Annotated in this window: 10 protein-coding genes and 1 other RNA gene; 2 read left to right on the plus strand and 9 right to left on the minus strand. The window is 66.0% G+C overall.

The window, feature by feature from the left end; all coding sequences use genetic code 11:
- Positions 1-13: 13 nt before the first annotated feature.
- From ACCQ01_RS15760 to ACCQ01_RS15770, 3 genes are all read right to left on the minus strand, one after another.
- Positions 14-1,045 (minus strand): cupin-like domain-containing protein, encoded by a 1,032-nt coding sequence (locus tag ACCQ01_RS15760; RefSeq protein ID WP_228432034.1) that lies wholly within the window; start codon positions 1,043-1,045, stop codon positions 14-16.
- 10 nt (positions 1,046-1,055) lie between these two features.
- Positions 1,056-1,814, minus strand: a complete 759-nt coding sequence (locus tag ACCQ01_RS15765) for a SapC family protein (protein ID WP_228432032.1) — start codon at positions 1,812-1,814, stop codon at positions 1,056-1,058.
- 279 nt (positions 1,815-2,093) lie between these two features.
- Positions 2,094-5,249, minus strand: coding sequence for a TonB-dependent receptor (locus ACCQ01_RS15770; protein WP_228418867.1), 3,156 nt, complete (start codon positions 5,247-5,249; stop codon positions 2,094-2,096).
- Positions 5,250-5,610: 361 nt separating this feature from the next.
- Between ACCQ01_RS15770 and ACCQ01_RS15775 the strand changes: the two genes are divergently transcribed.
- A complete protein-coding gene (locus ACCQ01_RS15775) occupies positions 5,611-5,979 on the plus strand; it encodes a hypothetical protein (protein WP_228432030.1) in 369 nt (122 codons plus the stop codon).
- Here the strand turns inward: ACCQ01_RS15775 and ACCQ01_RS15780 are convergent.
- Both ACCQ01_RS15780 and soxR read right to left on the minus strand, forming a co-directional pair.
- On the minus strand, positions 5,976-7,967 hold the full coding sequence (locus ACCQ01_RS15780; RefSeq protein ID WP_228432028.1) for a M1 family metallopeptidase: 1,992 nt from the start codon (positions 7,965-7,967) through the stop codon (positions 5,976-5,978). The two genes, ACCQ01_RS15775 and ACCQ01_RS15780, sit on opposite strands and share 4 nt — an antisense overlap.
- 79 nt (positions 7,968-8,046) lie before the next feature.
- On the minus strand, positions 8,047-8,493 hold the full coding sequence (gene soxR, locus ACCQ01_RS15785) for a redox-sensitive transcriptional activator SoxR (protein WP_042598568.1): 447 nt from the start codon (positions 8,491-8,493) through the stop codon (positions 8,047-8,049).
- Positions 8,494-8,596: 103 nt separating this feature from the next.
- Between soxR and ACCQ01_RS15790 the strand changes: the two genes are divergently transcribed.
- Positions 8,597-9,967 carry an MFS transporter gene (locus tag ACCQ01_RS15790; protein ID WP_228432027.1) on the plus strand — a complete coding sequence of 457 codons (1,371 nt, stop codon included), beginning with the start codon at positions 8,597-8,599 and terminating at the stop codon, positions 9,965-9,967.
- Positions 9,968-10,659: 692 nt separating this feature from the next.
- On the opposite strand, the gene ACCQ01_RS15795 is transcribed toward ACCQ01_RS15790, so the two are convergent.
- The 4 genes from ACCQ01_RS15795 to ACCQ01_RS15810 all read right to left on the minus strand — a co-directional run bounded on the left by ACCQ01_RS15795 (position 10,660) and on the right by ACCQ01_RS15810 (position 12,956).
- Positions 10,660-10,734, minus strand: a non-coding RNA gene (locus ACCQ01_RS15795) — sX9 sRNA.
- A gap of 61 nt (positions 10,735-10,795) precedes the next feature.
- Positions 10,796-11,962 (minus strand): glutathionylspermidine synthase family protein, encoded by a 1,167-nt coding sequence (locus ACCQ01_RS15800; protein WP_228432025.1) that lies wholly within the window; start codon positions 11,960-11,962, stop codon positions 10,796-10,798.
- Between the two features lies 1 nt (position 11,963).
- Entirely contained in the window at positions 11,964-12,539 is a 576-nt protein-coding gene (locus ACCQ01_RS15805; RefSeq protein ID WP_012437758.1) for a DUF1190 domain-containing protein, read from the minus strand.
- A gap of 12 nt (positions 12,540-12,551) precedes the next feature.
- Positions 12,552-12,956: a DUF350 domain-containing protein gene (locus ACCQ01_RS15810; protein ID WP_011037960.1), complete on the minus strand. Its 405-nt coding sequence runs from the start codon at positions 12,954-12,956 to the stop codon at positions 12,552-12,554.
- Positions 12,957-12,977: the final 21 nt, after the last annotated feature.

Raw genomic sequence — 12,977 nt, forward strand, 5'->3', positions numbered from 1 at the left:
AAAGTGAACCTGATCAGCGATTGAGCCGGGCGATCAGCAGTGCGCGCAGTTGCCGCGCGAGCGCCGGGTCGATGGTGCCCAGCACCTGCCGAGCGGCCTCGGGCAGATGTGCGCCAGCCTGCTCTGCCGGACCGAACACGTAGTAATCGAACACCGCGCGCCAGGCGGCTTTTTCCGCGGCGGGCCGGTCGCGGATGGCCCACAGCGCGTGATACAGCGCCGGCATCGGTGCGGGCACGTGCGCGGGCATGCTGCCCCACCAGTAATTGACCAGCACGTTGAAGGGCTGCAGCGCCATCACGTGGTGCCACCACATGCCGGGAATGAACACCGCATCGCTCGGCTGCAACACGGCGGTGCGCGCGTGCGGCAACGCCTGCGCAAAGCGTGGATAGCGCCGCAGATCGGGCGCGGCCAGGTCCACCATGCTCACCACCTGCCCGCCCGGCGTTGGCTCCAACGGCCCGGGATACAGGTTGGCAATCTGCTCTGGCGGAAACAGCGTGAAGCGCCGCTGCCCCACCGCGCAGCAGGCGAGATTATTCGGCACGTCGTAGTGGCACGAGGCGACCACGCGGTTGCCGACCCAGATGCTCGGCTGCACGTTGCTGCCGCTGGCGCGCATGTCCAGGTCGTTGCCTGCGCGCAGCCCGGGCAGGTAGTCATCGACCGGCAGCGAGGCCAGGTAATAGGTGGGCGGCTGCGCATCGTTGCGATGCGCTTCAATCGCCTCCAGCACGCTGCCCAAGCTGCCACGGCGCACTTCGAAGTTGAGGTCGGTGCCGTCGTCGGTGTAGAACGGGCGCCCGGCAATCTCCGGGCCGCCATACGAATATTGCAGCGGCTGCGCACGGTCGAATCTGTGCAACACAGCCATTGCCTCGGCATCGCCACGCTGGCCGGCCTGCACCAGCTGCCAGTCGCGTGCCACCCCGCGCAACACCACCGGCTCCGCTGCGGCACAGAGCGCGGCCAGCGGCAGCGCATCGGCCGTGCAATCGCTGCGCTCGGCGATTGGTGCCATGGCGTCGAACGGCGTGGTCATCTGGGTGGGCTCACGCGTGCGCGGCGGCGGGTGTGGTGGTGGCCTGCTGCAGACGACGCTGTTTTTCGGCCATCAAGCGGCGCAGATTGTGCTGCGAGGCCAGCATCAGGAAGGCACCTTCCAGGTAGCCGGCCTGATGCAGCTGATGCAGTGCAGGCGCGTCGAGTGCTGCCAGGCGTTCGCGGTCGATGGCATACAGCCCGTCAAGATGCGCGGCGTGGTTGGCGTCCAGCGTGATGTCCAGCCGCACCGGCTGGATCAAGCCGAGCGCATCGAAGGCCGCGCACATCGGCTGCCCGGCATCCATGCCATCACGGATGCCGCGCAACACATCGATGATGTGCTGCAGATACGGGCTATGGCCGCCTTGCGGGAAGAACACCGGTTCGCCGTCCGTGCGGCTCAGGCGCGGATGCTCCAGGTCGACATGGATCACCGGCTCTTGCACCAGCGCGCCATCGATGCGCTGCTCCTGGAAGCCGATCAAAAATGGCCCTTTGGCAATGATTCCCGGCAGGTAGCTGGCATTCCAGCGCTGGTCCTGCAGGAACAGGTTCTCGTCGTGCGCAAAGCCCAGCACCGCCACAGCCTGGTACGCGCCGCTGGCGGGATCCTTGCGAAAGAACAGAGGGTATTCGCGCTGCAACTCGGCGAATTCGGTGACGAAGGCCGGCACCAGGCCAACCGCGTCTCCAAACTGCGTACCGAACTGCAGGATGACGCGCACATCGTGATGCGCCACATTGTTGAGCACTGCGTATCGCGTCATCGAAACTCCGGCGGGTAAGTGGCCTGCCCGGCCCTCTCCGCTGCAAGGCGGCGGTGGAGCGGCCGCTGCATCAAGCGTCTGCTGCAGGCGAGCATTGCGAAAAAGCGCGCCGCCGGCAAGCCGCATAGCACCATGCAACTGCAGACGAGCACGCACGGCATCCGCGTGCGACACGCGCAGCACGCTCGCCAGGTCAGGCGCATCGACGCACCGGCCTCAAGCGGTGCGTCAAGCGGAGTGCGCAGCTGCCGTAGACCGGCAACTGCGCCCCATCCGCGGTTAGAACGCGTAGCGCACGCCCAGCGTATAGCGCGGTTGCTGGTCGATCAGGCGGATGATCTGCTTGTCCGACCGCCCGTGCCAGCGCACGTCCTCGCCCGTCAGGTTGATGGCTTCAAAGCCGATCGACAGCTGCTTGCTGAAGGCGTAGCTGACACTGAGGTCCCACTGCTGGTAGGCCTCGACGTAGTACGGGTTGCGGTTGGAGTTGTCCTGGTTGGCGGCGATCAGATACTCGTCGCGCCAGTTCCATGCCAGACGTGCACTGAAGCCGTACTTTTCGTACATCAGCATCGCATTGGCGGTGTCGCTCAAGCCCAGCAAGGCGAACTGGTCGCGGTCGATCACAGTGTTGTCGAAGCCGACATCGCCTTCCACGATGGTGTAGTTGGCGTAGATGCCGAAGCCACTGCTGCCGAAGAAGTACTGCCCGCCCAGCTCCCAACCATGGATATTGGCCTTGTTCTGGTTGATCGGCCGCGACACATCGAACTGGTACAGCGGGTCGCTACTGTTGCCGGTGATGTCGTATGCGTTCTCCAGCGCCAGGCTCTGCGCGGAGCTGCCGTTGTAGGCACCCAGGCCGCCGGTGGCTGCGGCGTTGCGCAACAACGCCATGGCCGCGAACAGCGAGGTGTCGTTGGCCGAGCACGCCGCGGCAACGTCATTGCCGGACGCACCCACCTGGGCTGCGCAGGCACCGCTTTGCAGGAAGGCCAAGGCCGCCTGCGCGTCCGGCCCCGAGGTGGGGTCGGTGAGCCCATACAGCGATTCGCGCGACACGGTGTTGCCGATGAAGTTGCTGACGCGCTTGTTCCAGAACGTGGCCGACACATAGCTGGCGTCGGCGAAGTACCACTCCAGCGCCAGGTCGAGGTTGTCCGATTCCAGCGGGTCGAGCTGCGGGTTCTGCGAGTCGCCACCGGCACGGTTGGAGGGGTTGATCAGGATCGAACCGTTGGGCGTGTTGGGCGTGGGCCCTGCAATCAGGTTGTTATAGGGTGCGCGCGCAATGGTCTGGCCGAACGAGGCACGCCCCTTCAGCTGGTCGGTGATGTCGATGCTGAAATCGAGATTGGGCAGGATGTAGTTGTAGCTGGTCTTTTCACTGAAGGGCTGCAGCTCTGCCGAACGGACCAGCTGGAAGTCATTGTTGGACTGCCAGAGCAAACCGGTTGGCGTGGCCACCTGCGACACCGATTCCACATCGGTGCGCTCGTAGCGCAGGCCCAGCCGCGTATTGGTGGTCATGCCGGCGATATCGCCCTGCAATTCCAGCTGCACGTAGGCCGCTCGGGTCTTCTCTTCCACTTGGTTGTCGGCGCTGTATTGCGGGTTGTAGCGCGTGGTGGCGCCGTACTGGCTGCCACCCCACAGCGCGAGTTGGTCGGCATCGCCACGCCAGGCGCTGGGCGCCGCGCCATTGGCATTGAAGTCCTTGAACATGCCGGTGATGCTGACCGGCTGCAGCAACGCCACCATGCCCGGCTCATTGCCGGCATTGGCCACGCTCCAGTCACCCAGCGTGGAATTGGTGTCGCTGGTGAGCCGGTTCATCTTGGTATTGGCCGAACTTACGCCGAACTGGAAGCGGCCATCGTCGAAGTCGAACGTGCCGTCCACACGCCCTTCCTTGATCTCGGTCACCTGCGATTGGTAATAGATGCGCAGCACCTGCGAACCCAGGTTGCCCGCGGTGAAGTCCGGGTTGACCACGCCATTGGTGCCGGCCAGCGAATCGGCCGCGGTGGGGTACCAGGTGCGTGCGCCGATCGGCAGCGAATTGTTGAACCACAGTTCCTGGCCCCACTGCCCGCCGCACAGCGGGCCGCTGGCGCAGTTATTGGTCCCGGCAAGGCTGAAATAGGTAGCGCTGCCGCCGGTGACCGGGTCGTTGGGCAGGCTCTTGGTCTTGGAGTTGTGCGCATCGAAACTCAGCTGGAAGCGGTCGCTCACCTGCCAGTCTGCGTTGAAGCCAAGCGAGCCGAGCGTGTACTTCTGCTCGTTGCGCTGCTGCTCCATGCCGAAGTCCTTGGCACCACTGGGCACATCGCGCAGATACACCGGCGTGGCCACGGCCTGGCCGGTATCGAAGGTCAGGTCGGTGAAGCTGTTGGCGCGCTGCAGCCAGATGCCCTGCTCGCCACGCTCCTCGCGGATTTCATTGGACGAATAGGTGTAGTCCAGGGTCAAGGTCAGGCTGTCGGTGGGCGCGAACTGCATCACGGCCTGGCCATTCATGCGCTCGCGCTGGAAGTCGGCGAACGCGTAACGGAGGTCGTTGGGCATGCCGTACAGCTGGCCGATCGCCGGTGCGTTGGTCACCACCGCATCCGGACGCAGTGCGGGGTCGGTGCCGGTCCAGCGCTGGATATTCCAGGTGTTTTCGGTGGCCTGCACCGAGCCGCCGTGGCGCTTCTGGTAGCTGGCGCTCAGGCCGATACCGAAGGTCTTGTCGGGGTTGGTGTAGCTGAAGATGCCCGACACCTCCGGGGTGAGCGAATCGCCGAACGGCTGCGAGCGGTCGGACACCATCTTGGCGCCGGCATTGGCCACCACGCCGGAATGGTTGAACGGCTTGTCGGTCTGGATATTGATGGTGGCGCCGATGCCACCGCTGGGCGCCGTGGCGCGGCTGGTCTTGTAAACCTCGATGCCGGTGATCGCTTCAGACGCCAGCTGCGCGAAGTTGAACGCGCGCGTGCCCACGTCCACGCCGCCGATCGGCGTTTGCCCCGGCGCGCCGAAGGCGTCCGCACCCGGGATCAAGCGCCCGTTGAGCGTGACCGTATTGAACTGCGGGCCGAAGCCGCGCGCGGTGACCTGCGCGCCCTCGCCATCGCGGCGTTCGATCGAGATGCCGGTGATGCGCTGCAGCGACTCGGCCAGATTGGTATCCGGAAACTTGCCGATGTCTTCAGCGCTGATCGCATCCACCACGCCGGCGGCGTCGCGCTTGATGCCCATCGACTGGTCCAGGCTGCTGCGGATGCCGGTGACGTTGACGGTGTCGAGCGTGGTGGCAGCGTCGCTGCTGGATTGTGGCGGCGGTGCTTGCGGCATCGTGTCCTGCGCAAAGGCGGGATTGATGACCAGCAAACCGCCAACGAAGGTGAACATTGCCTTCGACTTGAAGCTCTTCAACGTACGACGCATCGATGTGTCCTCGGGTGGTGTGCAACTGCCCACGGCCGTGCGCGCGACATGCGACACCGCCACTGTCTTTGCCGGCATCCCTGCGGATGTCTGGCGAACTGCCTGCAGCAAGTTCTGTGATCCCCTGCGGTGCAACTCAACGACGGATCCCCCGAGCCAGTCGTGTCCTGCCCGTCGCGTACGACGGCGACTTCCTCTGATCCGTTCCAGCTGATGACTGCGCCAGTGGCCCTGCTCTGCAATGGCCGCCCGCGTGATAGCGCTAACACGCGGCGCAGCCTAGTCACCGGCAACAGCGCTTGTCACCGTGCGTTGCAGCAAATCTTTAACAACCCGACCGGGCCTGCAAAAAACGCTGCGCTTGAGCCCGCAGCGCAGCTTCAACAACGGCGTGGCTGTAAGCGTTACCAAGTACGCCTCGCAAACGCACTGCCAAAACGCGCTGAAAACAGACCGCATAACCGTTGCAGGCGTGACCATGCCGACACTTGCGCAAGCGCCCTGCCAACGCGGCCGGGTGTGTAGATCGCTTATCGGAGAAACACGCAACGGTGCAAGCCGCAACCCGCGTGCGCAGCGCTACGTGCAAACGGTGGCGTTGCTGCATGACGCACACGACAACGGCGCAATCGCTGCAATCGATTGCGCCGTTGTGGCCTTGCTCAACAGTGCGTGCCGTCAGGAAAAAGTGCGCAGCAATGCGCGCGACGGCGGCGGTGCTGGCGCCTAGCGGGAAAGCTCCAGCGTGTTGTCGGCACGGGCCGCATCCGGCAGTGCGTGGTCTGGGTCCAGGCGCACGCGCAGTACTTTCTGCGTAGTCGCCAGCGTGAGCTTGGGTGCGGTTTGCTGCAGCCAGGCTTCCACCGGTATCCGCCGGTCCAGGTGGCTGCCGTCTGCCAGGTCCACGCGCAGCGTGACCGGCATCACCAGCCGCTGCCGGCTGCGCAGGGTGACCTGCAGGCCCTTCGCCGGGTCCTGGTCCACGTAGTGCGCCTCGCTGATGCCCATGTCCAGCTGCCAATTGTTGAAGTACCAGCCCCGCCACCACCAGCTCAGGTCCTCGCCGCTTTCGCTTTCCATCAGACGAAAGAAATCCGAAGGCGTCGGATGCTTGAACGCCCAGGTGGCGATGTACTTGCGAAAGGCCGGATCAAAGCGCGCAGGCCCCAGGATTTGTTCGCGCAACAACACCAGGCCCAGCGCACCCTTGAAGTAGGTCAACGGGTGGCGGTAGGTCTCGCTGGTGGCATCGGCGGTGTCCATCAAGGTCGGCGCGTTGGCGTCGGCCAGCAACGGCAAGATTTCGTCCACCGGGTTGCCGCCCTTGGGCGCATATTCCGAATCGCGCTTCGGTGCGTATTCGCCCTTGTTGAAGGCATCCGATGCGTAGACGTCGATAAAGGTATTGAACCCTTCGTCCATGAAGGCATGCCGGCGCTCGTTGGAACCGACAATCATCGGGAACCAGGTGTGGCCGATCTCGTGTGCGGTGATCCAGAACAGGTCCTTGCCGCCATCGTCGAACCCATCGAACACGATGCCCGGATACTCCATGCCCGCACCGTAGCCGCCCAGGTTGATCGCGGCCGGCCACGGGTATGGATACCACTGCGAAAAATGCTCGATCGCACCTTTGACGTACTCGGTGGAGCGGTTCCATTTCGCCTCGCCCACGCCCTCCACCGGATACACCGACATCGCCAGCGACTGCTTGCCATCGGGCAGATTGATACGCGCGGCATCCCACACGAAGGCCGGTGACGCGGCGAAGGCCACATCGCGGGTGCTGTCCATGTGGAACCGCCAGGTACGGGCGCGCGTGCTTGCCGGCGCCGCAGCACGCGCGGCTACCTCGGCGGGCGTGCGAATCAGCACGGTACGATCGCTGCCGCGTGCCTGGGCCAGGCGTTGCTGTTCGGTACGGCTGAGCACCTCATCGGGATTGGTCAGCGCGCCGGAGCCGGCCACCAGAAATCCGTCGGGCACTGTCACCGCGTAGTCGAAGCTGCCGTATTCCAGATAGAACTCCGAGCCCAGATACGGCTGCGTGTCCCAGCCACGCAGGTCGTCGTACACGGCCATGCGCGGGTACCACTGCGCAATCTCGTAGATCTCGCCCTGCTTGCTGTTGCTCACCGCGGTGCGCCCGCCCCAGGTGCCGGGAATGCGGTAGCGGTAGCGGATATGCACGGTGAGCGCCTTGCCCTGCCCGGCCAGCGGCTGCGGCAGGTCCACGCGCAGGCGCGTGTCGTCCACCAAGAACGGTACCGCCTGTCGGCGCCCGCCGCTGTCCACCTCGACGCTGGCAATCTGCATGCCCTCGGTGGTCTGGGTGCGGCGCGATGGCCGGCTGGCGGCGGCGCGCGCGTCGGCCCGGTAGATGTTCTGGTCCAGCTGCAGCCACAGCACGTCGAGCGTGTCCGGGCTGTGGTTGGTGTAGCGGATCGCCGCCTCGCCGGTGAGGATGTGGGTGGCCGGGTCGATCTGCGCGCTGAGGTCGTAGTCCGCCCGGTTCTGCCAGAACAGCGGCCCCGGCTTACCGCTGCCGCTGCGATACGCGTTGGGCGCATCGGGCAGCTGCAAGGGCGCGAACAGCGCCAGCGGATCGAACGGGCTGGCCGCTGCGGGAGCGGCCGCTGGCGGGGCCGCCAGTGCAGTGAACGGGAGACACGCGAGTGCAAGCGCAACAACCAGCGAGCGGCGCACGGTGGGGAACATGCGAAGTCCTGCGACGGGGGGGAACGACCATCCTACGGCGGCCCACCTCGTCCGGGCACTGCCATTGGTCCCGGTGCGCTCAGTCGCCGGCAGTGCCCGACAGGCGCACCGCGCCGTCGCCGCCCTCGGCCAGTGTGTCGCCGGGATTGCTCAGGCGGCAGCGGCGCAGCGACAGGCAGCCGCAGCCGATGCAGTCGGTGAGCTGGTCGCGTAGCGCCTGCAGCTCGGCAATGCGTGCGTCCAGCTGGCCACGCCAACGTGCCGACATGCGCGCCCATTCCGCGCGCGTGGGTGTGCGTTGATCCGGCAGCACCGAGAACGCATCCAACACCTGCTGCAACGGGACGCCGAGCCGCTGCGCCACGCGGATCACCGCGATCCGCCGCAGCACATCACGCGCATACCGGCGCTGATTGCCGGCAGTGCGCAGGCTACGGATCAACCCCTTGCGCTCGTAGAAATGCAACGCCGATACCGCCACGCCACTGCGCTTGGCCACATCCCCCACGGACAACTCACGCTGCATTGCCTTGACCTCAACCTTGGTTGAGGCAGGATGCTGCGCGGCCATGTCGGGATGCAAGCCCTGCCCGCGATGCCGTTTCACGCTTTGCTTTCTTGGATGTTCAATGACGACCCACACCACTCTGCCCACTGCATCACCCACCGATGCGCGCGCCACCTCCATTCTCGCCGCGCCGTACCGCGCCACCACGCTGGGCATGGTGGCGTTGGTGGCGCTCAACGCGTTTGAATCGCTGGCAGTGGCCGCGGCCATGCCCACGGTGGCGCGCGAATTGAATGGCCTGCAGCTGTACGCACTGGCCTTCGGCGGCACCTTGGCGACCAGTGTGGTGGGCATGACCGCCGCCGGGCGCTGGAGCGACCGGCGCGGGCCGGCAGGCGCATTGGGCACCGGCCTGGTGTGCTTCGTACTGGGCCTGGTCATCGCCGGGCTGGCACCGAACATGCCACTGCTGATCACTGGACGGCTGCTGCAGGGCCTGGGTGCAGGCGCTTATTCGGTAGCGCTGTACGTCATCGTGGGCCGCCTGTATGCAGAAGCTCTGCGCCCGCGCGTGTTTGCCGCGTTCTCTGCGGGCTGGGTGGTGCCGTCGTTGATCGGGCCCGGCATCAGTGGCCTGATCGTGCAGCACGCCGGCTGGCGCTGGGTATTCCTGTCGGTGCCGCTGCTGGCAATCCCGGCCGGCCTGATGCTGCTGCCGGCGCTGCGTGGACGCGACTGGAGCACGCAGGCCGCGCTGCCCGGCAAGGACGCGCTGGGCTGGGCGATTGGCGCGGCACTGGGCGTGCTGGGCGTGTATGTCGGCGGCCAGTTGCACGGCCTGCCCGCCGTGCTGGCGATGGCGCCGGCGCTGGCGGTCACCGGCGTGTGCGCCTGGCAGCTGCTGCCGGCCGGCACCTTGCGGCTGGCACGCGGCCTGCCCAGCGTGATCGCGTTGCGCGGTATCGCGGCGGCAGCGTTCTTCGGCTTCGAAGCGTTTCTGCCGCTGCTGTTGTCGCGCGAACGCGGCCTCTCGCCGCTGCTGGCCGGCATTGCGCTGAGCGTGGGCGCCTTGGGCTGGTTCAGCGGTTCGTGGTACCAGGGCCACAGCACAGCCGGCTGGTCGCGGCCACGGCTGCTCAAGACCGGCGCGGTGCTGATGTCGGCAGGCATCGTGATCAGTGCGGGTGCGATCTGGCCGGCCGTGCCGGTGCCGGCCGCCATCGCCGGCTGGGCCGTGACCGGGTTGGGCATGGGCCTGTTGTATCCGAGCCTGTCGGTGCTGACCTTGTCGCTGTCACCGCCCGCCGAGCAAGGTGCCAACAGCTCGGCGTTGCAGCTCAGCGAGGCGATTGCGGTGGCGGGCGTCCTTGCGGTGGCCGGCGCGCTGTTTGCCGCGCTATTGGGCTCGGCCACGCCGCTGGCCTATGCCAGCGTCTTTGCGCTGGCGTGGGTGCTGGCGCTGAGCAGCTTCTGGGTGGCGCACCGGGTGTGAGGGTGGCGGTGGCGAACGTCACTGCGTCGCGTTGCTGGCAGCGCGTGGCCCGGGAGCCACTTCGCGGCGTGCTGCGCGCGCGTGGGCCTGGCTGCTGACCCGGCACAATTGGAGGGCGTGGTTGGCGCGTCAGCGGTCGTGGGCGACGACATCGCCGCGTCTCAGATACGCGCCCGCGCCGAAACCAGTCCACAGCCGCACGATCACTTTGCCGAGTCTGCCGGGTTCACTCCGATCACCGCTGCAGACACACACCTGCAACCGAGTGGTCATTTTTTCGCCACCCATCTTGACAGCGTGACGGGCCGGGGCCTGTGCCCACTTGTCCACAGCCTTGTGCAGTTTTCATCCACAGGGGGTGTGGAAAACCCGATCAACGCAGTGCGCGCGGCACGGCTTGCGTGCCGTTGCCGGTGTGTGCAAGGCGGTTTGATGCGATGTGCTGCATGCAGGGCCGCGCGCTGCGATGGATGCGCATGGCGACAGCAACCATCTACTGCCGGTTCCAAACGCGTGGAGTGCACGCCGAGCTCGAGCCCAAGCGATTGGCGCACAGCACCTCGGCAGAGAGCCGGCCGTCGCCGCGCGTCAGTGCGCATGCCACTGATGGGTGATGCTCGAAACCAGACCCGCGCATGCAGCGCACACCGCCACCTCGCAGTGGCGGTGCACGCACAGCAGCGTCTTAGAGCGGCTAACAAAACGTAGCGAGCAGTCGTCAGGTGGGTGCGCACGGCGCGGAGGAACCGGAATGTACGTGGGTACATGAGGATTCCGAGCACCGGCCGCGCCCGCCTGACGGCTGCGCAGTAGTTTTGATAGCTGCTCTTAATCCACGATCACGTGCGGCACGAACCGCGAGGTATCGCGGGTGATCGGGCCGTCGTCGTCGCGCATGCCCAGGCCGGCCGGGCGATCGGCCACCACCCAGCTGCCGACCAGCGCATGCCGGCCGTCGAACACCGGCAGCGGATGATGCGCCTGCAGGATGGCCGGGCCATCCAGGTACGGCCCGTCGGTGTGCGCCATCTCGCCCTGCGCGGTAACCAGCGCGATGTTGGCACCCTCGCGCGACAGCAGCGGCTTGCGCACCCACCCGGCAGTGGGCGCCTCGCCGGCCTGTGCAAAGCGCGCGGCGAGCAGGTTGGGGTGGCCCTGATGGCGCTCCCACAGCAGCGGCAGGATGCCCTTGTTGCTCAGCACTGCCTTCCATGCCGGTTCGATCAGACGTACGCGGTTGGCGATCAACGCCGGGCCGAAGCGCTCTTCCATCATGAATTCCAGCGGGTACAGCTTGAATAGCGTGTGGATCACCCGGTCCTGCTCATCGGTGAACCAGCCATCGGCGCTGAGGCCGATGTCTTCGATCTCCACTTCCTCGGTGCTGATGCCCACCTGATGCGCGCAATCGCGCAGATAGCGCACGGTGGCGCGGTCTTCCAACGAATCACGCACTGCAGAGAAATGCATCTGCGGGCCAATCGCTCCATCCACTGCCAGCGCACCCAGGGTTTCGCACAGCAAATCCTGGATCAGGTTGTACTGGTCGGTGCCCTTGGGCAGCGCGCCGCTGGCGATCTGCTGTTCCAGCCACAGCCACTGGAAATACGCCGCCTCGTACAACGAGGTCGGTGTGTCGTAATTGAGCTCGTACAACTTGGCCGGGCCATTGCCCGCATAGGCCAGATCCATGCGGCCGTACAGATGCGGGTCGCGGCTCTTCCAGGAGGTGGCGATCCAGTCCCAGTAGAACGGCGGCAGTGCCAGCTGCGTCATCAACGCTTCGGAGCCGACCACCTCGTCGACCAACTGCATCGCCATGTCGTGCAGTTCCTGCGTCGGCGTCTCGATGTCGTCTTCGATCTGCCGCAACGAAAACGCGTAGTACGCGCTTTCGTCCCAGTACGGTTCGCCGTCGATGGTGTGGAACTGGAAGCCGAGCGATTCGGCCTGGGTGCGCCAATCCGGGCGCTCGGCGATGGCAATACGTTGCATGTCAGCCGCCAAACCCGGAGCTGCGCCCGCCACTGCCGAACGAGCTGCGCGCCGCGGCGCTGGAGCCAAAACCCGAACGCGACACGGTAATGGCGCGGGTTGGCATGTCCACGCTGCCGGCGCGGCCGCGCACGGTGCCGATGCGGTTGCTGGCCAGATCGCCGTTGGGCTTGTAGTAGCCGCCGCTGCGGTAATCGCGGTATAGCGGCATCGCGCCGCCATAGCGATACCCGCCGCCGCTCATGTTGCCCAGCGCGTAGCCGAGCAGGAAGCCGCCCATCGGCGGGATCCAGCTCTGCTGCCCCTGGGTCTGGCCTGGCACTTCGGTGCAGCTGCCAAATTGCGCGTCGCACTCATAGCGCGAAGGGAAGCGCGGCGCGGCCTGCTGGTGCTTGGCCACGGCCTCGTCATAGGCCTTCAGACACTGCTGGATGTCGCCCTGTTCCTGCTTGATCTGGTAGCAGTCCGAGGCCGACTGCAACACCACGCCGGTTTCCGGCTCCGAGCCGCAACCGGTGACGAAGGCGGCCGGCAGCGCGGCCATCAGGGTGAGCTTGAGATTGCGTGATCGCTTCATGCCTGCGCTCCGTTACGGCGTGATCGCCGCGGCGTTGATCAGGCCAACCGCGATCGACACGCCGGCCGAAAAAATACCGGCGGCGGCGACGTTGTCGGTGATTTGCCGCGAGATGCGCCCGGCCACCAGGTTGGCCAGCAGATACGCCACCACCTGGATACCGCAGGCCACCACGCCCCAGATCAAGGCATCCACCAGGCTCACCGAATGGGTGATGGCCGAATGCAGCGGCAGCGCCACGCCGATCAGGTTGCCGGCCAGCGCGGTGGCGGCCGCCACGTTGCCCTGGCGCAGCAGGGTGAAATCCTTGTGCGGGGTGACCAGGGTCACCAGCACCACCGCGACGATCAACACGCCCAGGCCGGTGCCGAAGTAGGAAAGAAACGCGAGGAAACTCTGCAGATTGATCGGATTCATGACAGGACCAGGGTGGTGGAA

Origin of the sequence: Xanthomonas sp. NCPPB 4037 (assembly GCF_041475695.2) — a bacterium.
Lineage (GTDB): Bacteria > Pseudomonadota > Gammaproteobacteria > Xanthomonadales > Xanthomonadaceae > Xanthomonas > Xanthomonas campestris.